This is a genomic window from Galbibacter sp. L-19 (assembly GCF_056857615.1).
In genome coordinates this window covers 22688-44186 of record NZ_JBSXNL010000055.1, presented here as the reverse complement: position 1 = coordinate 44186, position 21499 = coordinate 22688, and the positions used below count along the sequence as shown (strand labels likewise).

23 protein-coding genes and 2 tRNA genes are annotated in these 21499 nt (G+C 33.0%); 9 read left to right on the top strand and 16 right to left on the bottom strand.

Going from position 1 to position 21499, the window contains the following annotated elements; translation table 11 throughout:
* Positions 1 to 244: 244 nt before the first annotated feature.
* Both AC13CQ_RS09575 and AC13CQ_RS09570 read right to left on the bottom strand, forming a co-directional pair.
* Entirely contained in the window at positions 245 to 862 is a 618-nt protein-coding gene (locus AC13CQ_RS09575; RefSeq protein WP_474507782.1) for a LysE family translocator, read from the bottom strand.
* 5 nt (positions 863 to 867) lie between these two features.
* Complete coding sequence (locus AC13CQ_RS09570; RefSeq protein ID WP_474507274.1) at positions 868 to 1884, bottom strand: quinone-dependent dihydroorotate dehydrogenase; 1017 nt, start codon at positions 1882 to 1884, stop codon at positions 868 to 870.
* 361 nt (positions 1885 to 2245) lie between these two features.
* On the opposite strand from AC13CQ_RS09570, the gene pepT reads away from it, so the two are divergent.
* Both pepT and AC13CQ_RS09560 read left to right on the top strand, forming a co-directional pair.
* Positions 2246 to 3484, top strand: a complete 1239-nt coding sequence (pepT, locus tag AC13CQ_RS09565) for a peptidase T (protein WP_008612536.1) — start codon at positions 2246 to 2248, stop codon at positions 3482 to 3484.
* The gene (locus AC13CQ_RS09560; protein ID WP_474507273.1) at positions 3471 to 4064 is read left to right on the top strand and encodes a YdeI/OmpD-associated family protein; all 594 of its coding nucleotides are present in this window, start codon (positions 3471 to 3473) and stop codon (positions 4062 to 4064) included. Before pepT ends, AC13CQ_RS09560 begins: the two co-directional genes overlap by 14 nt.
* A gap of 82 nt (positions 4065 to 4146) precedes the next feature.
* Here the strand turns inward: AC13CQ_RS09560 and yajC are convergent, their stop codons facing one another.
* From yajC to AC13CQ_RS09540, 4 genes are all read right to left on the bottom strand, one after another.
* Complete coding sequence (gene yajC, locus AC13CQ_RS09555) at positions 4147 to 4446, bottom strand: preprotein translocase subunit YajC (protein WP_008612532.1); 300 nt, start codon at positions 4444 to 4446, stop codon at positions 4147 to 4149.
* Between the two features lie 20 nt (positions 4447 to 4466).
* Positions 4467 to 4934 carry a DUF1573 domain-containing protein gene (locus AC13CQ_RS09550; protein WP_335588269.1) on the bottom strand — a complete coding sequence of 156 codons (468 nt, stop codon included), beginning with the start codon at positions 4932 to 4934 and terminating at the stop codon, positions 4467 to 4469.
* Positions 4935 to 5027: 93 nt separating this feature from the next.
* Positions 5028 to 5969, bottom strand: a complete 942-nt coding sequence (nusB, locus tag AC13CQ_RS09545; protein WP_040879620.1) for a transcription antitermination factor NusB — start codon at positions 5967 to 5969, stop codon at positions 5028 to 5030.
* A gap of 179 nt (positions 5970 to 6148) precedes the next feature.
* Positions 6149 to 7252, bottom strand: coding sequence for a Glu/Leu/Phe/Val family dehydrogenase (locus AC13CQ_RS09540; protein ID WP_008612529.1), 1104 nt, complete (start codon positions 7250 to 7252; stop codon positions 6149 to 6151).
* Between the two features lie 138 nt (positions 7253 to 7390).
* On the opposite strand from AC13CQ_RS09540, the gene AC13CQ_RS09535 reads away from it, so the two are divergent.
* Together AC13CQ_RS09535 and AC13CQ_RS09530 are read left to right on the top strand one after the other, a co-directional pair.
* Positions 7391 to 9148, top strand: coding sequence for an ABC transporter ATP-binding protein (locus AC13CQ_RS09535; RefSeq protein ID WP_008612528.1), 1758 nt, complete (start codon positions 7391 to 7393; stop codon positions 9146 to 9148).
* A 76-nt stretch (positions 9149 to 9224) separates the two neighbouring features.
* Positions 9225 to 9611 (top strand): PUR family DNA/RNA-binding protein, encoded by a 387-nt coding sequence (locus tag AC13CQ_RS09530; protein ID WP_008612527.1) that lies wholly within the window; start codon positions 9225 to 9227, stop codon positions 9609 to 9611.
* A 108-nt stretch (positions 9612 to 9719) separates the two neighbouring features.
* On the opposite strand, the gene AC13CQ_RS09525 is transcribed toward AC13CQ_RS09530, so the two are convergent.
* Positions 9720 to 10058 carry a tRNA-binding protein gene (locus tag AC13CQ_RS09525; RefSeq protein WP_008612526.1) on the bottom strand — a complete coding sequence of 113 codons (339 nt, stop codon included), beginning with the start codon at positions 10056 to 10058 and terminating at the stop codon, positions 9720 to 9722.
* 16 nt (positions 10059 to 10074) lie between these two features.
* Entirely contained in the window at positions 10075 to 10380 is a 306-nt protein-coding gene (locus AC13CQ_RS09520) for a phosphoribosylpyrophosphate synthetase (RefSeq protein ID WP_456865600.1), read from the bottom strand.
* Between the two features lie 162 nt (positions 10381 to 10542).
* Between AC13CQ_RS09520 and AC13CQ_RS09515 the strand changes: the two genes are divergently transcribed.
* The 3 genes from AC13CQ_RS09515 (at position 10543) to AC13CQ_RS09505 (ending at position 12348) form a co-directional block, all read left to right on the top strand.
* Positions 10543 to 11097 (top strand): thioredoxin family protein, encoded by a 555-nt coding sequence (locus AC13CQ_RS09515; RefSeq protein WP_008612524.1) that lies wholly within the window; start codon positions 10543 to 10545, stop codon positions 11095 to 11097.
* A 168-nt stretch (positions 11098 to 11265) separates the two neighbouring features.
* The gene (locus AC13CQ_RS09510; protein ID WP_008612523.1) at positions 11266 to 11907 is read left to right on the top strand and encodes a peroxiredoxin; all 642 of its coding nucleotides are present in this window, start codon (positions 11266 to 11268) and stop codon (positions 11905 to 11907) included.
* An 84-nt stretch (positions 11908 to 11991) separates the two neighbouring features.
* Positions 11992 to 12348 carry a hypothetical protein gene (locus tag AC13CQ_RS09505; RefSeq protein WP_456865597.1) on the top strand — a complete coding sequence of 119 codons (357 nt, stop codon included), beginning with the start codon at positions 11992 to 11994 and terminating at the stop codon, positions 12346 to 12348.
* A 425-nt stretch (positions 12349 to 12773) separates the two neighbouring features.
* Here the strand turns inward: AC13CQ_RS09505 and AC13CQ_RS09500 are convergent, their stop codons facing one another.
* From AC13CQ_RS09500 to proS, 6 genes are all read right to left on the bottom strand, one after another.
* Positions 12774 to 13319: a YfiT family bacillithiol transferase gene (locus AC13CQ_RS09500; protein WP_008612521.1), complete on the bottom strand. Its 546-nt coding sequence runs from the start codon at positions 13317 to 13319 to the stop codon at positions 12774 to 12776.
* Positions 13320 to 13475: 156 nt separating this feature from the next.
* Complete coding sequence (locus tag AC13CQ_RS09495) at positions 13476 to 14408, bottom strand: peptidylprolyl isomerase (protein WP_008612519.1); 933 nt, start codon at positions 14406 to 14408, stop codon at positions 13476 to 13478.
* Positions 14409 to 14568: 160 nt separating this feature from the next.
* Positions 14569 to 14820 (bottom strand): 30S ribosomal protein S20, encoded by a 252-nt coding sequence (gene rpsT / locus AC13CQ_RS09490; protein WP_008612518.1) that lies wholly within the window; start codon positions 14818 to 14820, stop codon positions 14569 to 14571.
* Between the two features lie 59 nt (positions 14821 to 14879).
* Positions 14880 to 14951: transfer RNA gene (locus AC13CQ_RS09485), tRNA-Glu, on the bottom strand.
* A gap of 57 nt (positions 14952 to 15008) precedes the next feature.
* Positions 15009 to 15080 (bottom strand) — tRNA-Glu (locus AC13CQ_RS09480).
* A gap of 85 nt (positions 15081 to 15165) precedes the next feature.
* Positions 15166 to 16641 (bottom strand): proline--tRNA ligase, encoded by a 1476-nt coding sequence (proS, locus tag AC13CQ_RS09475; RefSeq protein WP_335588275.1) that lies wholly within the window; start codon positions 16639 to 16641, stop codon positions 15166 to 15168.
* A gap of 101 nt (positions 16642 to 16742) precedes the next feature.
* On the opposite strand from proS, the gene AC13CQ_RS09470 reads away from it, so the two are divergent.
* Both AC13CQ_RS09470 and AC13CQ_RS09465 read left to right on the top strand, forming a co-directional pair.
* Positions 16743 to 17939: a hypothetical protein gene (locus tag AC13CQ_RS09470; RefSeq protein WP_482882872.1), complete on the top strand. Its 1197-nt coding sequence runs from the start codon at positions 16743 to 16745 to the stop codon at positions 17937 to 17939.
* Positions 17940 to 18032: 93 nt separating this feature from the next.
* A complete protein-coding gene (locus AC13CQ_RS09465) occupies positions 18033 to 19565 on the top strand; it encodes an OmpP1/FadL family transporter (protein WP_456865588.1) in 1533 nt (510 codons plus the stop codon).
* 316 nt (positions 19566 to 19881) lie between these two features.
* Here AC13CQ_RS09465 and AC13CQ_RS09460 read toward each other — a convergent pair whose 3' ends face one another.
* Both AC13CQ_RS09460 and AC13CQ_RS09455 read right to left on the bottom strand, forming a co-directional pair.
* Positions 19882 to 20547 carry a class I SAM-dependent methyltransferase gene (locus AC13CQ_RS09460; RefSeq protein WP_456865585.1) on the bottom strand — a complete coding sequence of 222 codons (666 nt, stop codon included), beginning with the start codon at positions 20545 to 20547 and terminating at the stop codon, positions 19882 to 19884.
* A gap of 7 nt (positions 20548 to 20554) precedes the next feature.
* Positions 20555 to 21478, bottom strand: coding sequence for a bestrophin family protein (locus AC13CQ_RS09455; RefSeq protein WP_008612512.1), 924 nt, complete (start codon positions 21476 to 21478; stop codon positions 20555 to 20557).
* Positions 21479 to 21499 lie beyond the last annotated feature (21 nt).

The window sequence follows — 21499 nt, the reverse complement described above, 5'->3', positions numbered from 1 at the left end:
GGGGAAGAACTAATAGCATACTCTCATTCTGGGGCAGTGTTCATTAAGAATTTCTTAACAACAGTGTAAAAGTATTAATGCTTTAAAATTTTCCAACTAAATCTCGATGAAAAACAAAATTACTTGCTAAAGTGAATAAATTATTCAACTTTTCGTGTAATCTTTATCTTTCATGAGGTAAAAAAATTACTTATAATAGAAAAAAAACTGTATTATATATGAAGAAAATGAAAGAAAATTAACCCTAAACGAAAATAAAAAGTGCTATTGTAATAAAAACTATTATTTGAAGCCATTTAAACAATAGCCCAATATTTTTATGAGTTATAATATAAGAAGCAACTTTACTTGCCAATAAAACAATAAATAAGAACACAAAAAACGAAACAATTATAAAGATTCCTCCTAATATATAGAACTGATAAATTGAATTTATAGAATTACTAAATAAAAACCCTGGAAAGAAAGCCAAAAAGAAAATAGAAACTTTAGGATTGAGAACATTCATAAAAAAACCTTGTACAAAGAGAGATTTAAAAGATTTTTTTGAAACCTTATTATTAGACAAATCAATTACATCACTACTTCTATAAACACTATAAGCCAAATACAATAGGTATAATGCACCAAATACTTTAAGAATAGTAAACAAAATTTCGTTTTGCTTAATAATAACAGAAACTCCAAAAGCCACTAAAGTTGTATGTACCAAACAGCCCGACATTAATCCCAATACCGTAGCAATTCCGCTTTTACGTCCATGCACCATACTTTGCATGAGTACATATATGTTATCTGGACCTGGTGCAACAGCCAAAGCAGCCGATGCCAAAACAAATGCAGTTAACACTTCTATATCCAAAATAGTTACTTTTTAAGAATGGCTTTATTTATTTTTTTGATAATAGCTGGTCCCTCATAAATAAAACCAGTATACAGCTGAACCAAAGAGGCTCCAGCATTTAATTTTTCAATAGCATCTTCAGGAGAATGAATCCCGCCAACACCAACAATAGGAAACGCCCCATTACTTTTTTCAGCAAGAAATTTTATCACCGCAGTAGAACGTTCTCTAAGCGGCATTCCACTCATCCCTCCCATTTCATTCTTATTCTCGGAAATTAACCCTTCCCTACTAATAGTAGTATTGGTTGCAATAACGCCAGCAATTTTGGTAGTAATAACAATGTCTACAATATCTAGTAACTGACTATCGGTTAGGTCTGGAGCTATTTTCAATAAAATAGGTTTTGCTTTTTCCTTCTTCTCATTTAATTGCTGCAACGTGTTTAATAAGGCCGTTAAAGGTTCTTTATCTTGTAATGCACGTAAATTGGGAGTGTTTGGAGAACTTACATTTACTACAAAATAGTCAACATAAGGATACAATGCTTCAAAACAAATTTTATAATCTTCAACAGCATCTTCATTGGGGGTAACTTTATTTTTTCCAATATTCCCACCAATTAAAACATTTTTATTAGACTTCAAACGGGCAACAGCCTCCTCAACACCTCCATTATTAAACCCCATTCTATTTACAATTGCCTTATCGCTTATTAATCTAAACAATCGTTTTTTAGGGTTTCCAGGTTGCGGTTTAGGTGTTAATGTTCCAATTTCTATAAATCCGAATCCAAAATTTGAAAATTCCCTATATAATTTTGCATCTTTATCAAATCCAGCCGCCAATCCAACTGGATTTTTAAACTTCAATCCAAATACTTCACGCTCTAATCGTTTGTCATCAATTAAATAAATAGCTCGCAGTAAAGCCGAAACTCCAGGAATTCTATTTATAAATTTAACAACCGAAAATGTAAAATGATGTATCGCTTCTGGGTCAAAAAGAAAAAATATAGGTCTTATCAGTAATTTATACATGGATATGCTTGTTTGCGCAAAAATACTTAAACTTAAAAATTAATGCTTTCTTTTTAATAATTAATTTATGAAGCATTATGTCTTTGTTTTTTTAGGTTAAGCTGTTGCCCGCTTTCACTACTACACGGTAGTACGCTCAATCGGGGCTAGGTACTAGTGCCAGTTATTAACTAGCAACTACCTCGAGGCTAACCTACGAGGTATTCAAAGGAAAAATATTTTAATCCATTTCGACGTAGAACCCTTCAAGATACTCAGGACAGGCTCTGGGGAACAAAACCCTCAATGAGGGATTTAATATTCCGCCCTACAAATAATCCACATTCCAACTAATATATTATTTTTGATAAAAAAGAATTCTATGCAAAATATAATTGACCGTTTTATAAGCTATGTAAAAATAGACACTCAGTCCGATCCTAATAGTAACACTACACCAAGCACAGAAAAGCAATGGAATCTTGCCAATAAACTAGCCGAAGAATTAAAAGCTATTGGCATGGAAGATGTTTCTATTGATGAAAACGCTTATGTTATGGCTACGCTTCCCTCAAATCTCGACAGAGAAGTGCCTACTATTGGATTTATTTCGCATTTTGATACCTCTCCAGATTTTTCTGGAACCAATGTGAATCCGCAAATTATAGAGAATTATGATGGAAATGACATTATTTTAAACGAAGAAAAAAACATTATCCTTTCTCCTAATTATTTCAGCGATTTAAAACAATATAAAGGACAAACCCTCATAACCACCGATGGGAATACCTTATTAGGTGCCGATGATAAAGCAGGAATAACAGAAATTGTTACTGCTATGGAATACTTAATTAATAATGCTCATATTCACCACGGCCCTGTAAGAGTTGCCTTCACTCCAGATGAAGAGATTGGTAGGGGCGCTCATAAATTTGATGTCAAAAAATTTGGAGCACAATGGGCATACACCATGGACGGGTCTCAAATTGGAGAACTTGAATATGAAAATTTTAATGCCGCTTCTGTCAAAATAAAAGTACAAGGCAAAAGCGTACATCCTGGCTATGCAAAAGGTAAAATGATAAACGCAGTAATCATAGCAAACGAATTTTTATCGTTAATGCCAAAAAAAGAAATGCCACAATTTACTAGTTACCGAGAAGGCTTTTTTCACTTTTACGATTTTAAAGGAGATGTGGAATATGCCGAAATAAACGGGATTATAAGAGACCATGACCGAGATAAGTTTGATGCCAGAAAAGAACTATTACAACGTGTAGTTTTTGACTTAACAGAACGTTTTGGAGATATTATTTCTATTGAAATAAAAGACCAATACTATAATATGAAAGAAAAGATCGAGCCTGTTATGCATATTGTTGACATTGCAGAACAAGCCATGAAGGATTTAGAAATTGAACCTCTTATAAAACCTATTCGTGGCGGAACAGATGGTTCTCAACTTTCTTATATGGGACTTCCATGCCCTAATATATTTGCTGGCGGACATAATTTCCACGGAAGGTACGAATATGTCCCCGTAGAAAGCATGAAAAGAGCCACCGATGTAATTGTAAAAATTATTGAGCTAACTGCTAAATATTATAATGACGAAGCCTAATAATGTAGAAGAATATATTGTTTCAAACGTACCATGGAAAGAAGAGCTCTCCATGCTTCGTTCTGTTATAAATACAACAGAAATGAAAGAAACTATAAAATGGGGAGTTCCTACCTATACGCTATCTAATAAAAATATAGTGGGAATTGCAGCTTTTAAATCCTATGTTGGATTGTGGTTTCATAACGGCGCCTTGCTAAAAGATAAAGCTAAAGTTTTAATAAATGCTCAGGAAGGAAAAACAGTTGCGTTAAGACAATGGCGCTTCAAATCGGTTGAAGAAATAAATATAAATCTGATTAAAACATATCTCAACGAAGCTATTTTTAATCATAAAGAAGGAAAATCTGTAGTAATTCCGAAGAAAAAGGAAATCCAATCTCATGCATTGATGCTTGCGCTTGAAGAGAATTTAGAACTAAAAAAGTGCTTTATGGAGCTTACCAAAGGAAAGCAAAGAGAATATCATGAGTACATTGCTGAAGCAAAAAAAGAAACTACCCAACAAAACAGAATCAACAAAATAATCCCTTTAATAAAACAAGGCAAAGGACTTTATGATAAATACAAGAAAAGCTAATCCTAGCAGAATCTGAATTCCTTAAAAAGCAAAAGCACCAATTTTAAAAAATTGGTGCTTTTTATTTTATTCCTCTTAACGCTTATTTCTTTTCTTTAACAGGCGTTGCTGGTGCATTTAATTTTTGAGAAAGCTCTAAAGAAAGTGCTGAACGTTCAAACTTCATTTTACCTGCCATCGATTCGATAATGCACGTATTATCGTTGTTTAAATCTACTATTTTACCATGAAGACCACTTTTAGTAACTACACGATCTCCTTTCTTTAATTCTTGTGCAAACTTCTTTTCTTGTTTTTGTTTTTTCATCTGTGGACGTATCATAAAAAAATACATCACAGCAAAAATTAAAAGAAAAGGTGCAAACTGATTTATTGCTTCCATTAAAATTTATTTATTTATGCTTATGCTTTTGGTAGCGCTGCAGCATCTTTAGCTTCTACAAACGCTTTTATTCTTAATTGTTCTGTTCCTTTTTCGGTATTAGCAGTAATAGTAACTGTTTTAGTTACTGCATTTCTTCCACTACCATTGTATTTTACTAAAATTTCTCCTGTTTCTCCTGGAGCAACTGGTGCTTCTGGTTTTTGTGGGATTGTACATCCACAACTACTTTTTGCATCGGTAACTACTAAAGGAGCGTCTCCAGTATTTTTAAATTTGAAAACTTTTTCCACTGTTTGTCCTTGAGGAATGTTTCCAAAATCAAATTCTGTTTCTTCAAATGTCATTACTGGCATTTTTTTAGCTGCTTCGTCACGTTGCTCTGCTTTGGCAACATTATCAGAATTTACTTTATTAGCTGCGTTGTCTTTACAAGATGTAAAACTAACTGCTGCTGCAATCGTTAATATTAAAAAGACTTTTTTCATTTTTAAAAGATTTTAATTTTTAATAAGTGGTTAATTTTTGAGGATTATATTAAAAACCCCTAGCATTAATCAACAAAAGTAGTAATATTTTAATTACATCAAACCTCTACCGGACTTATTTAACGTATTGTTAGCTTCGTACTCTTTTACCAATTTATCTAAAATTCCATTTATAAAAATACTACTCTTTGGAGTACTGTATTCTTTGGCTATTTCTAAATATTCATTAATAGTAACCTTAACAGGAATGGAAGGGAATTTCAAAAACTCGCATATTGCCATTTTCAATAAAATAGCATCCAATTCTGCAATTCTATCGGTATCCCAATTTGGAGTTTTTCCTTCTATTTCTTGCTGAATTCTTTCATCATTTAAAATAGTCTTCTTAAACAATTCACTTGCAAAAATCTTATCATCTTGATCTTTAAACAATGAAGGATGGAAATAATCTTCAGGAGCATCTTTCTTGAGCTTTTTAATCATCTTCACTAAAAGCGTGTTTACTAACGGAAGGTCGTCAACCCAAGTAAGTTTTTTGTCTTCTATATATTCGTATAACTTTTCATTGGGCGCAATAACCTTTTGATATAAATCTAATATTAGTTTTTTATCATCTTTAAAATCGGTAGCTTCTTTAGCCATATACTCCTTATATAAATCGCTTTCAAGAATAGCTCTGTAAATAATTTTTACATACTCTTCATCTAACTCCCAACTTATATGTCTATTTTCCAATTTTTCAGCTAAAACAGTATCGTTTACTAATTGCTGTAAAATTGGGTTATCAATAAATTTGCGTTTCGGATTTTTCTCCTCATTTGTAGCGAGGTATTTTTTTTGGGATAGGGTAAGTTGCTCTTCAGCCGTTTTTTGTACTTCAACCAGTAAACTTACGAGCGTTAAGTACAAATTGTACATATTCTCCATACTGGATGATAAAAATTTTTCTTCTTTACCTAAATCAGTGTTTTTTGATTGAATGAATGCATAAACAGATTGCATTACTTTAACTCTGATGTGTCTTCTTGTTAACATGCTTAAGAACTTTCTTACCTAAATTAACCCTTTTTAAGGGCACGATTACACGACATAAATGTCGAAATTAGTTTTATTTATTCTGAATACCTCAAAAAATAGTTGAAGACATCCAATAAAAAGGGCGAAAAGGAATTATCCTTTCGCCCTGCAAAAATAATATTATTTTAGAAACCTTCTTATTTTTTCAATGCTAATTTTCGGTTATCTATTCTGCTTTGTGCAATGCTTAGCGCAGATTGATGTGTAGTACACTCATTTTTATCTGCATGACTAAAAATATCTAAGGTAGTTTTATAAATATTTTCAGTTTTTCTAAGGATTTCTTTTTTATCATATCCTTCTAATTCTGCATATACATTTATAATTCCTCCTGCATTAATTAAGAAATCTGGAGCATACGCAATTCCTCTTTCTTTTAAGATAGCTCCATGAACTTTCTCATCTGCAAGCTGATTATTAGCTGCTCCTGCAATTACTTTAGCTTTAATTTCATTTACAGTAGCATCATTTATAGTAGCACCTAAAGCACAAGGAGCATATACATCTAAATCCTGATTAAAAATTTCATTTCCTGCTATAATCTGTGCTTTATACTTTTTGCTTAACTCTAAAAGTCTTGCTTCATTTATATCAGAAATAAACAATTGTGCACCTTCATTGTATAAGTGGTCTACTAAAGTCTCTCCTACGTGACCAACTCCTTGTACTAAAACTCTTTTCCCTTCTAAACTATCATCTCCAAATTGGTACTTTGCAGCTGCTTTCATCCCCATAAACACACCGTATGCGGTAATTGGCGACGGGTTTCCAGCACCTCCCTTTTCCTCAGAGATTCCTGTTACATAAGGCGTAACCTCTCTAACAGTATCCATATCGGCAGTTTCCATTCCAACATCTTCAGCTGTAATATATTTCCCACTTAAAGAATGTACAAACTCCCCAAAACGTTTCATTAACGCAGGATTTTTCTGCGTTTTTGCATCTCCAATAATTACGGCTTTTCCACCACCAAGATTTAATCCAGTAATAGCTGATTTATAAGTCATTCCACGAGAAAGACGTAAAACATCGTTTAAAGCTTCCCATTCATTTTCATAATTCCACATTCTAGTACCTCCTAAAGCAGGTCCTAAAACTGTGTTATGAATTCCTATTATTGCTTTTAATCCTGTATCTTTGTCCTGACAGAAAACAATCTGCTCATGATCGTTAAAAGAAAGTTGACCAAACACTGGATCAACTTTTTTAAGTTCTGTAGGATTTATAATTTCTGACACCATATTAATTTTCGTTTTTATTTGCTTTATATTTTTAAATCGACAATATAACGGCGCAAAAATACGAATATTTCAATATAAAAGCTAAAAATAGCCCTCATATTGAGGATTTATCAAAAAAATCGATTTTAGAGTAAAGTAATGAAGGAACTAAAATATATTAACAAATTCTTTAAGAAATATAAGTGGAAATTAATCATTGGGGTTTTTATTACTATTCTTGCTACGGTCTTTAAATTAGTTTTACCAGAATATGTAGAGCAATCTGTGAACGCTGTAGAGGAATATATCTTAAATGAAAACGCTGATCTTTCTACAGTTAAAGCCAAACTTTTACGCTATATAATTATCATTATTGGCTCGGCAGCACTCTCTGCTTTGTTTACTTTTTTAATGCGTCAAACCATTATTAATATATCAAGATATATTGAATTTGACTTAAAAAATGAAGTTTACGAGCAGTATGAACGACTCTCATTAAACTTTTACAAGAAAAATAGAACTGGAGATTTGATGAATCGTATTAGTGAAGATGTAGGACAAGTACGTATGTATGCTGGCCCTGCCATTCTATATAGCATTCAAACCATTACCTTATTTTTATGTGTAATTCCTTTAATGTTTTATACTGCACCAAAACTAGCTGCATATACACTTATTCCGCTTCCTATTTTATCGGTCTTAATATATAATATCAGTAAAATAATTCATAAACGAAGCACCAAAGTACAGCAATACCTTTCTAAATTATCAACATTTACACAAGAATCTTTTTCTGGAATTTCTGTAATAAAAGCCTACGGAATAGAAAAAAGAATTGGAGCTCAAGTAGATGAGTTAGCTCTAGAAGGTAAGAATACAAATATGGATTTAGCCAAAGTAAATGCTTGGTTTTTTCCTTTGATGCTTTTGTTAATTGGAATCAGTAATATTTTTGTTATTTATGTTGGTGGGATGCAATATATAAATGGTGAAATTGCTACTACTGGAGTTATTCTAAAATTTATTATTTACGTAAATATGCTTACTTGGCCCGTAGCAACTGTTGGCTGGGTTACCTCAATAGTACAACGCGCAGAAGCTTCTCAAAAAAGGATTAATGAGTTTTTAGATCTTGATCCTGAAATAAAAAACCCTACAGAAGAACCTTCAGAAATAAATGGCAAAATTGAATTTAAGGACGTTACTTTTACTTATGACGACACTAATATTACCGCATTAAAAAATGTTTCGTTTACCATAAATCAAGGAGAAACATTTGCTATTATAGGAAAAACTGGCTCTGGAAAATCTACCATACTAGACCTTATCGGCAGACTTTATGATGTTACTTCTGGAAGCATTCTAATAGATAACAAACCTATAGAAACCTTGAACCTAACAGATTTAAGAAATGAAATAGGTGCCGTTCCACAAGATGCCTTCTTATTTTCCGACTCTATTGGAAACAATATTAAATTCGGCTATAAAAATGCCACACAAGAAGAAATAGAAACCGCTGCCAAAAAAGCAGCAGTACATAAAAATATTATTGAGTTTACTAAAAAATACGATACTGTACTTGGAGAAAGAGGTTTAACACTTAGTGGAGGTCAGAAACAACGTGTTTCTATAGCGAGAGCTTTGATTAAAAAACCTAAAATATATTTATTCGACGACTGCTTATCTGCTGTTGACACCGAAACAGAGGAGGAAATTTTAACTAATTTAAAGCAAGTTTCAGAGAAAAGCACCACAATTATTGTAAGTCATCGTATTTCTTCAGCTAAAAATGCAGATAAAATTATTGTCTTAGAAGATGGTGAAATTACAGAGCAAGGAACTCATAATCAGCTAATAACCAAAAAAGGGTATTACCATGAACTATACTTAAATCAGCTGTCAGAAAAAGAAAACTAGAAAAATTGTTGTTTCATTTCATTTTTTTTCACATTTTTGATTTTGTTAACAATAATAAAAAGTATTTAGAGGAATTATGAGCGATAAAGGTTTTGTAGAGAAAGATGAGATATTCTCTAAAGTGTTGAGAGCTGGAAGAAGAACTTACTTCTTTGATGTTAGAGGAACGAAAGCGGGAGATTATTACTTAACAATTACTGAAAGTAAGAAATTTACCCATGACGACGGATCTTACCACTACAAGAAACACAAGATTTATCTATACAAAGAAGATTTTGCTGCTTTTAAAGAGAATTTAGAAGAAATGATTGACTTTGTTATTAATGAAAAAGGTGAAGAAGTAATTTCTGAACGTCATCAAAAAGATTTTAAAAAGGAAACTTATTCTGATGAAGAAGATGGCTCTAATTTAGAAGAAGTGACTACTGAAAAGTTTACAGATATTAGTTTCGACGACATATAAAAAACGTCAATCTCAAAACACAAAAGGCTGTCTGAAATAATTTCAGACAGCCTTTTTATTGTTTTTAAATTAATAATCAGCTCAGGAGAATATACCTTCTACAAAGGATTAACCTATTCTTAAACCATTTTCAACTTTAAAATCAGGATTTAGGAGTACTACATCTCCTTCCTCTCCTACTGCTCCAATAACCAAGCATTCACTCATAAAATTTGCTATTTGTTTTTTAGGAAAATTCACAACTGCAATTACTTGCTTATTTACTAAATCCTCTTTTTTATACCGTTTTGTAATTTGAGCTGATGTTTTTCGGACACCTATTTCTGCTCCAAAATCAATATTCAATTTGTAGGCTGGATTTCTTGCTTCTGGAAAATCCTTTACTTCTATAACCGTTCCTACACGCATTTCTACTTTTTGGAAATCACTCCAACTTAAATCTGTCATTTTAATTTTAATCTAATCAATGTTTAGGTTTTAATTTTTCTATCATTTCTCGAGATACGTTTCCAGAATATGCCCCATACGCATCTACCAAAAGACCTTTATCCCCTTCTGAAGTTTCAATAACATACAATACCGAACTGTCATCTGGATTCGTCATTCCTTCAAAACGATAATGTTTTACAATTTCTAACTCTTCAGCTTTATGTATTTTCTTTCTCGATTTATTTTCCACGCCAGCATCGCATAAGTTATAATCTTCTGTATAACCCTCTTTTTTTAATGCTTCAATAGCTACCGATAAACTTTCATATGACTTTTTCATTGTTCTTTTTCTTTGGTTTCAATAAAAGTTACAAACAACAAAAAGAGTGTCCAAAAATTTAATCTTTTTTTATGATTTAGAAAGGTTTTTATAAAGTACTTGCCAAACTCTTTTTTAAAACAATTTCTTATTTGTAATTTACAAGAAACAGAAAATTTAACCATGGCAAGAACAGAAAGCAATATGTTACCACTTGGTACAAAAGCACCAAATTTTAATCTTTTAGACACGGTTTCTGGCAAGAAATTAAAATTAAGCGATGTATATGGCGAAAAAGCAACCGTTGTAATGTTTATCTGCAACCATTGTCCATATGTTCAACATCTAAACAAAGAAATAGCAAAACTTGTAAACGACTATACTGATAGTGATGTTAATTTTGTTGCTATTTCTAGCAATGATGTTGAAAAATATCCTGAAGATAGTCCTGAAAAAATGAAAATAACTGCGGAAGAAAATGGATATGACTTTCCTTATTTATATGATGAAACTCAAGAAATAGCCAAAGCATATGATGCTGCATGCACTCCAGATTTTTATGTTTTTGACGCTAATTTAGAACTTGTTTACCGTGGTCAGTTTGACGATTCCAGACCAGGAAATAGCATGCCAATTACTGGAAGAGATATCCGAAGCGCAATAGATGCAGCTATTATGGGAAAAAGAATCTATAAAACCCAGAAACCAAGCATGGGATGCAATATTAAATGGAAATAACCTCCTAGTAACATTTTAAGAAACTTTATATAAAAACAAGTGCTAAGCATTGCATTTAAATTATAGAGCAAACTAAAATTAGTTCTTTAACAATCTTTTATCAATAAAAAATCTGAGCAAAACTATTAATCTAGTAACTTTGTAGAGTAATAATTAAATCAAATAGACATGGCAACACTAAGATTAGGAGATAAAGCACCAAACTTTTCTGCACAAACATCTGTAGGAGAAATCAATTTTCATGATTATTTAGGAGATAGCTGGGGAATCCTTTTTTCTCATCCAGCAGATTACACTCCCGTTTGTACTACAGAATTAGGTACCGTAGCTAAATATAAAGATGAATTTGAAAAGAGAAACACAAAAGTAATTGCATTAAGTGTTGACGGAGTAGAATCTCACAAAGGATGGATTAACGATATTAACGAAACACAAAACACAGAAGTTAATTTTCCTATTATTGCAGATGAAGATAGAAAAATAGCAGAATTATATGATATGATTCATCCAAATGCTGATGCAACCTTAACCGTTAGGTCTGTATATATTATAGCGCCAGATAAATCTGTTAAGCTTATGATTACTTATCCTGCTTCTACAGGTAGAAATTTTGACGAGCTTTTAAGAGTAATAGATTCGCTTCAATTAACAGCATACCACAAAGTAGCTACTCCCGCAAATTGGAAACATGGAGACGAAGTAGTTATTAGTCCTGCAATTTCTAGCGAGGATGCTAAAAACATATTTACAAAAGGATTTAAAGAGGTTAAACCTTATTTAAGATTAACACCGCAGCCTAATTTAGATTAAGCTTAGACTAATCAAAACTTATTCAACATGTGACGATTAAAGTTTTACGCTTTATTTTTTGCATGAGTAAAAACTGAACACTGAATGACAGAAACTATTGAGTTAAGGAATAAACCAGAATTGAAAATTATTCTGAATACACACGAGTTTGAAGTTATAGATGCTTCAGAACCAAAAAACAATGGAACTTACTCATACGCTGAAATAAAAAGTGTGAAACTAAATACGGAAAAAACTGATTGGTTTATTTCTATAACAAGTTATATAGTGGGTTTCTTTACGGGAAATGGTAATGGTGGAAACTATAAAAACAAAGCCAATCTTACCATACAATTAACTAAACAAATTGTAAAAATTTGGCTAGTTGACACTGATTTTAAAAAAGTAGAAGAAATATCGGAATTAATTAAAAATAAAAGTTCCTACATAAAAACACTATAAAAAACATCATCACCTCTTACTTTTCTCAATCGGAAAGTAAGAGGTGATGAATTATACTCGGTCTACACAAACAATTTTCTTAGATTTTAGCACAAAAAACCAAGGCAATCATCAAATAACACTAAAGGTATTTGCACCATAAATTTATTATCCTTCTAAAAAACGGGAAGTCTAAGTATCTCAAATAAAATTTAGGACAAGCATTATGGAAACTTGAAAAAATTGGACAGCAATGCTAAAAAAGAATTTAAATCAACTACCTCAAGGCAAGCCTACGAGGTATTCAAAGGAAAATAATTTAATCCATTTCGACTTAGAACACTTCGATATACTCAGTCAGAACAGGCTCTGGGAAATAAAACCCTCAATGAGGAATTAAACACCTTCCAACAAAATAACAAAGCAATCCTACACCCTCATTAGTTTTACACCCAATCCTCTCGCAAAGCAAGATTATTTAAATGTGCAAAATGGTGTCTGCAATGCCAATCGTAGATAGAAATTAATTGATCCAAAGCAATTTCTTTATTAGTTTCAGGATGAATAAACGAACGCTTTAGTTGATCTGGAGTTAACTTTTTCAACATAGACGCCCATCTTTTATGTAATGATTCAATAAGTAGTAACGTCATCTCAATATCATCATATTTACCATCCTCTAGATCTGCCCATCTATCTTCAAAATAGGCTTTTATTACAGGCTTATCTTCAGTAAGAGTCCATTTAAAACGAATATAACTATTCATATGGCTGTCTGCTAAATGATGAATTAACTGCCTTGCAGTCCAACCTTCTGGGCGGTACGGAGTATCTAATTGCCCATCATCAAAATCTTCCACTAAAGCCTCTAGCTTCTCAGGAAAAAACTCAATTGTTTGAATCCATTTTTTAATATCATCAGAAGTAATAACCTCTGGGGCTTTGTATTTCCCGATAGGATATTGCAGTTTAGTTTGTTCTAGATTTGCCATGTTTCAAATATAAAAAATCCTGTTGCACAAATGTGTAACAGGACTTTAAAATATTATATTATTATGATTGAATTTATGGTTACTTTAAGTTCCAAAAAAATTCGCAACGTTTTAACCAAAAACCTCCATTCTAATTAATAAGTTAACACCACTTATTTAACCTACATTAACCAATTCCACATCAAAAATTAAAGTAGCATTTGGCGGAATTACACCCCCAGCTCCTCTAGAGCCATAACCTAAATGTGCAGGTATTACAAAACGAGCTTTATCTCCTACTTGCAATAAAGAAATTCCTTCATCCCATCCAGAAATAACCTGACCAGCTCCTAAAGTAAAATCGATAGGCTGATTTCTTTGGTAAGAAGAATCGAATACTTGTCCGTTTTCTAATTGCCCTTTATAATGCACAGAAACAGTTTTACCTTTTTCAGCTTTTACACCATTTCCTTTTTGGATCATTTTGTAACGTAAGCCACTTTCTGTTTTATCAAATCCAGCAGCTAATTTTTCAAGTGCAGCTTCTGCTTTTTCTTTTTCTTCCGCTAAACGCTTTTCACGAGAACCTTCAAAAGTTCTAAAAGCCTCTATTGCATTCCATTTTTCTGCCTCATCTCCTACTCTAACAATCTCTAAGCTTTCAATTTTATCTCCTTGAGCAATAGCATTAACCACATCTTGTCCTTCTTCAACAAAACCAAAAACAGTATGCTTATCGTCTAACCAAGGGGTTTCTACATGGGTAATAAAAAACTGAGAACCATTTGTTCCAGGCCCCGCATTTGCCATTGATAAAACTCCAGGTCTATTATGTCTTAAAGAACTATCAAATTCGTCATCAAATTTATATCCAGCATCTCCAGTTCCAGTTCCAAGCGGACACCCACCTTGAATCATGAAATCGTTAATTACTCTATGAAAAGTAATTCCATCGTAATATGGCTGCCCTTGAGGCTTTACACTATTTTCCATATTTCCTTCTGCTAAAGCAACAAAATTCCCAACTGTTCCAGGTGTTTTATCGTATGTTAATTTAACAAGAATCTCTCCTTTTGAAGTATTGAATTTTGCGTAGATACCGTTTTCCATAGTATTGTTTTTATATTAAAGCGTAAATTATTTTTATTATTCCTCACAGAAAGCTTCACCTGAAGCAATTGTTTAAATCCCGAGCAGGGTGTAAAAACTAAAAAAAACGCTCCACAAAGTAGCGGAGCGTTTATAATATTGTATAACTAAGAATTAATGTTTAAAGAGCAGTAACTCTTCTAGTCAATCCTGATTTTAAGTTTCCAGCTTTGTTAGCGTGAATAATATTTTTCTTTGCTAATCTATCAATCATACTGATAACAGATGGTAATAAAGTTTCTGCATCTTTTTTATCCTCTGTAGAACGTAATTTTTTGATTGCGTTACGTACAGTTTTATGCTGATATTTATTTCTTAAACGAACTGCTTCGTTTCTTCTAATTCTCTTTAATGCCGACTTGTGATTTGCCATCTTTTCTTAATTTTTACAAACAGTAGAAATTTTCTCCTGCGCCATGTTATACTTTATAGTAGTCCGTAGGGGAATCGAACCCCTGTTACCAGGATGAAAACCTGGCGTCCTAACCCCTAGACGAACGGACCAATTGCTCTTTCGAGCTACGGATATTCTCCGTATATTTTAATGAACTCAATCTTTTGTAGTCCGTAGGGGAATCGAACCCCTGTTACCAGGATGAAAACCTGGCGTCCTAACCCCTAGACGAACGGACCATTATTTCCTTAATTGCGGATGCAAAAATACAACTATTTTTAAATCATGCAATACTTAGAAATGATTTTTTTTATTTTTTTTTAGTTAGTACGCTTTTGCAAATAAAACTCGTTGTTTGGAAGGCTTTCCAGAATACACACAAACGCCATTTTCTTCCTTGAAATTCAGAGGAATACAACGAATGGTTGCTTTTGTAAGCTCTTTTATCTTGTCTTCTGTAACTGTTGTACCATCCCAATGCGCCGATAAAAATCCTCCTTTAGTTTCTAAAAGTTCTTTAAACTCATCAAAATTATTCACCTCTGTAATATGACTATCTCTATAATCTACAGCTTTTTTATAAATTGTTTCTTGAATCTCATCAAGCAAGCCTTCTATTCTTTCTACAACTCCATCTGCAGAAACCACTTCCTTAGAAAGCGTATCTCTACGAGCCAATTCATAGGTGTTATTTTCCATGTCTCGCATTCCAATAGCCAATCTCAATGGCACACCTTTTAACTCATACTCATTAAATTTCCAACCTGGCTTGTAAGTATCTCTATCATCAAATTTAACAGAAATTCCTTTTGACCTTAATTCTTTAACTAATGGATTTACACGCTCAGAAATAGCATCCAATTGCTCTTCTCCTTTATGTATTGGAACAATAACAACCTGAATAGGTGCTAATTTTGGAGGCAATACTAATCCGTTATCATCACTATGCATCATAATTAAAGCTCCCATTAACCTTGTAGAAACTCCCCATGAGGTAGCCCATACATGCTCTTGTTTCCCTTCTCTAGTGGTATACTTAACATCAAAAGCTTTTGCAAAATTCTGACCTAAAAAGTGAGATGTCCCAGCTTGCAATGCTTTTCCGTCTTGCATTAACGCTTCAATACAATACGTTTCTACAGCACCAGCAAAACGTTCGCTATCTGTTTTAACACCTTTTATTACTGGAACTCCCATAAAAGTTTCAGCAAATTCTGCATAAACATGCATCATTTGTTCTGCCTCCTTAATAGCTTCTTCTTTAGTTTCATGTGCAGTATGCCCTTCTTGCCATAAAAACTCTGATGTTCTTAAAAACATACGAGTTCTCAATTCCCAACGAACTACATTTGCCCATTGATTAACCAAAATAGGTAAATCTCTATAAGATTGAATCCACTTTCTATAAGTATCCCAAATAATAGTTTCTGAAGTTGGACGCACAATAAGTTCTTCTTCTAATTTAGCCTCTGGATCTACAATAACTCCGCTTCCATCTTCTGCATTCTTTAATCTATAATGAGTAACAACAGCACATTCTTTAGCAAAACCATCAACATGAGCTGCCTCTTTACTTAAATATGATTTTGGAATGAATAATGGAAAATAAGCATTTTCATGTCCAGTTTCTTTAAACATCTTATCTAATTGCGCTTGCATTTTCTCCCAAATAGCATACCCATAAGGCTTAATAACCATACAACCTCTAACTGCAGAATTCTCTGCTAGATCTGCCTTGGAAACCAGCTCGTTATACCATTTTGAATAATCTTCACTTCTCTTTGTTAAATTCTTGCCCATTATATGTAGTTTGGCACAAAACTTGCACCTTAGTTAAATGTAATAAATAGTTTGACAAAACTAACTATTTTTGTTATGTTCAACAATAAATATTTGCAATGATGAAAACACTATACATTCCTAGAAATTTTAAAGTCAGTTTGACTGTTTTGGTCATTGGAGTTCTTGTAGGTTCATGCGGTTCTTACGAACAAGCATCATACTATGATAATGATGGAATATATGATAATGATATTGCATATTATGACGATACTAAAAACACCAATGATAACCAACAGAAGCAGACTACCACACCTAATGTTGTTATAACTGATTATGAAAGTTATTTCAATAATAGAGCTGAAATGTTAGGTCAGGCCATAGAGTACCAAGAACAGAATGAAATATTCACAGACGTTAATGGATATTCTAGTACTGATGTAGACAGTACAGATGTCTCTCAAGATTATGTTTTAGACTATAACGAAGGAAACCCTGGATGGGGAGAAAATCCTGAGAGTACAGTTGTAAATGTCTACTCCAACAATTGGGGTTATGGATATGGAGGTTACGGATATGGTTACGGCGGTTGGTACGACCCATTTTGGGGACCTTATTACGGCGGATATTATGGCCCATGGGGTTATGGTGGCGGCTGGTATGGTGGCTTTTACGGCGGTGGCTGGGCTCTAAGCTGGGGATGGGGTTACCCATATAGACCAGGATGGGGTTACGGCGGTGGCTGGTATGGTGGTGGATACTACAGACCATATTACGGAAACCATAGATATGCTTACACCAATTCTAGAAGAGGTTACTACGGAAGAAATACAGCTGCAATTGCACGTCATAACGAGAACGCAAGACGTTCTAACACCGCAACAAGATCTTCTAGAGGGTATTCTAGATCTTCACAAACTGGTAATACAAGAAGCAGAAGTAGCGTTAACAGAAGCGGATACTCTAATAGCGCAAGAGTTGGTGTAGATGGAGGAAGATACAATAGAACTTCTGGATATTCTAGAAGTGCAAATTCTTCTTCAAGAAGTACAACAACAAATAGAAGTACTAATGGATATTCTAGATCTTCTTCTTCTAGCAGAAGCAATTCTAGCTATTCAAGACCTACATCCTCTAGCAGAAGTAACTCTAGTTATTCTAGATCATCTTCTTCTAACAGAAGTAACTCTAGCTATTCTAGATCGTCTTCCAGCAGAAGTAGTGGATCTTTCTCAAGATCTAGCGGAGGTAGCTCAAGATCTTCTAGCGGCGGTGGCTCTAGAGGTGGTGGCTCTAGAAGCGGTGGAAGAGGTAGATAAAAACACAAAGGCTTGCCTTCTTAAAGTTTGCAAGCCTTTTTCAAACTACACTACAACTTAATAGAATTAAATTACCGAATACATAGGAATCAAATGAGAAATCAAATTTTATTTTTGGCGACTTTCATATTCGCTGTAGGTGCTTTTGCACAAAATCGAAATGACGTAGCTCTATATGGTAGTGACAATCTAAATGGTACTGCCCGCTACCAAAGTATGAGTGGAGCCTTTGGGGCATTAGGTGGAGACATGTCTGCCATAAACATCAACCCTGCAGGGTCGGCTGTTTTTACAAATACTGCATTCACTATTTCTATGGCGAATTATAATATTAATAACAACACTCGCTATTTTGACGGTGAAAGTAACACAGATTTTTCTCAGTTAAAACTTAATCAAATTGGAGGTGTTTTAGTTTTTAATAACGGAAACACTTCTTCTCCATGGAAAAAATTTACCATGGCTTTTAATTACGAGTTAAATAATAATTTTGAAAATGAGTTTTTAGCTATTGGAACTGGAAACACTTCTATAGCCAACTATTTTTTAAATAATGCAGACGGCTACAAAGTAGGAAATTTAGAGCCTTTAGATAATGAGAACATAACACAAGCATATATCAATATAGGTCGCGATTTAGGCTACAATGCACAACAAGGTTTTTTAGGGTATCAAAATTATATTATTGACCCTGCTACCACCGATAACCCTGATGAAACAAATTATGTTTCAAACGCAAGCTACGCAAATGGCATAGATCAAGAACAATTAGTAATAACTTCTGGTTATGACAGTAAATACACTTTAAACTTTGCTTCTCAATACACAGATAACATTTATTTAGGTTTTGGTTTAAATTTCCACAGCTTAGAACGCAGAAGAATCTCTCAGTTTGATGAGTATGGATACGATTCTGATTCTAAATTACAATATGTCCAATTTGATAACGATTTATATACCTACGGAAATGGATTCTCTTTTAATATTGGAGGAATTGCTAAACTAAGTAATATGGTACGTGTTGGAGCAAGTTACCAATCTCCTACATGGTATGGAATGACCGATGAATTATTTCAAAACATAAATACCGACTTTTTAGCAAATCCAGGAGATACTGAGGCTACATATTCTGAAGCCACTCCAAATAGTTCTATTATTTTTCCGGATTACGACATCTACATTCCCGGTAAATTAACTGGAAGTATGGCTTTTATTTTTGGTCCTTATGGATTATTAAGTTTAGATTATACCTACCAAGACATGTCTAACGCTAAATTAAAACCAACTTTCGATTCTTTTTTTGCTGAAGAAAATCGTGTTATTGAGAATGAATTTCAAGCTGTTTCTACGGTTAGAGTTGGTGGAGAATTTAGAGTTAAAAGATTTAGTTTTAGAGGCGGGTACCGCTTCGAAGGTAGCCCATATAAAGATGAATTTACCATGGGAAATCTTAACGGATATTCTTTAGGTGCTGGTTATAGTTTTGGTGCTACAAAATTAGACTTAGGATTTAGTCAAGCATATAGAGATTATAACGTTCAACTATACAACACAGGACTTACCTCTGTTGCTGCAATTGATAATAAAAATACAAACGTAACTTTATCGCTTACTTTTAATTTATAAAAATAAACTCGAGACAAGCCTACGAGGTATTCAAAGAAAAATATTCTAATCCATTAAGGCATAGAGCCCTTCGGTAAACTCTGGACAGGCTTTGGGGAACAAAACAACCCTCAATAAGGGATTAAAGTATCTATACAACATATTTCAAACTCATTTAAGTTTAGCCTAACTTAAATGAGTTTTTTTATTAAATATCGTACGTTTGATATAAATCTAAATATAGAATAGATTCAACTAAACACCTTTTAAATAGGTCAGCTTTCTTATATATTCATAATTTTCATGTCGAACTCACGTTAAACATCATACTCTTTATTTATTCTTTAGAAAACATCTCTTTTTTCAAAATCGCTACAGAGTAGTTGCGAGTTACAACTTCTCCTGTTTTAGATTTAACTTCTTCACTTTTATTTATAATATCCTCCAATAAAAACTTCGACTTTAAAATTAAATCTTTTATATCTTCATTATTATACAACTTGAATTTTTCATTTACAAAAGGCAAGCGCTTCATAAAATCTTTTTGAGCATAACAAATTGTAAAAATCCCTTTTGGACGCATTACCCTATATATTTCATCTAAAAAATTAGAAGGTTCTTTCCAAAAATAAATTGTATTTACCGTAAATATTTTATTAAAAACTTCCTCTTGAAAAGGAAATTCCCATCCATTATATAAATAAAATTTAGCCCCTGCATTTATAGCTTCAGCATTTTTTATAGCCTCTTTATGCATTACTTCAGAAATATCTATTCCAGAATACTGCAAATTATTGGCTTGAGAATAAATTTCTTTTATATGTTTTGCATTACCATGTCCTATTTCTAAAACTTCATCCTTATTTTCTATAGAAAGTACAGCAATTGCACTTTTAGTCATTTCTATATTTGTAGCATGCATCATATCTCCCATTTCTAGACCTTTAGCTCCTTTAGGGTTTTCTAATTGAGATGCAATTATATCTAAATCAGACTTCTTCATTTAAAAACTACATTATATATTCTCCGTTTACACTTTGAACAGGCTCAGGAATATTTTGTTCTTTCAATAATTCTAATAAATTTATTTCGATGGTTCGCGTAATCTGATTTAAAGGAATTCCCGTTGGAATATTATCAAACGGATTTAAAAGCGCCATTCCAATTTTATGTGTAGTCAAGAAAATATAACCTACAAGTATCCCTACAATAATTGACCATGCTCCCATATCGTCTACAGCCGACCATGTTACACTAATTATAAAAATCCACACAAATACACGCGTGTAAAAATTATAAGTTGTTGGAAAAACTGTATTTTTAATACGTTCAGACATTCCCATTTCATCACAAAAATTCACAAGCATTTTATTAAGCTCCAAAAACTTAAATCCATCTATAGATTTATTTTTACTGAGCGCTTCAATATCTTTGGTTTGTAAATTCAATAGGGCATTTGCCTTATTCGATTCTTTACTGATAGCTTCATAATCTTCCGCCGACAAATAAATTCGGTATTGCTCTTCCGCATCGTTTCGAAGGTTATCTTTTAAAGCATAAAGGAATGCTATATGTCGGTAAATCAATTTTACTTTTATGGGATTAATTAGATCCGAAGAACTCCCCAAATCTTCAATATAATAGAAAACTTGTCTTGCCCAGCTTCTGGAATCATTTACTAATGCTCCCCAAATTTTTCTAGCTTCCCACCAACGGTCGTATGCCTGATTATTATTAAAACCTATAAAAAATGCTAGTGCGGTACCTAAAATTGTAGGAATAATACTCGAAACAATTATGGAGTCAAAAACATGAATAGACTCTACATATCTGTACACAAAATAAGCAGAAACACAGGCAACAATTTCATAAAAAAAATGTCGCCACGTTCCGCTTAAAATTCTATAGATGTTAACTTTTTTGGATATGAGCATTGGAATGTATAATTTATATCT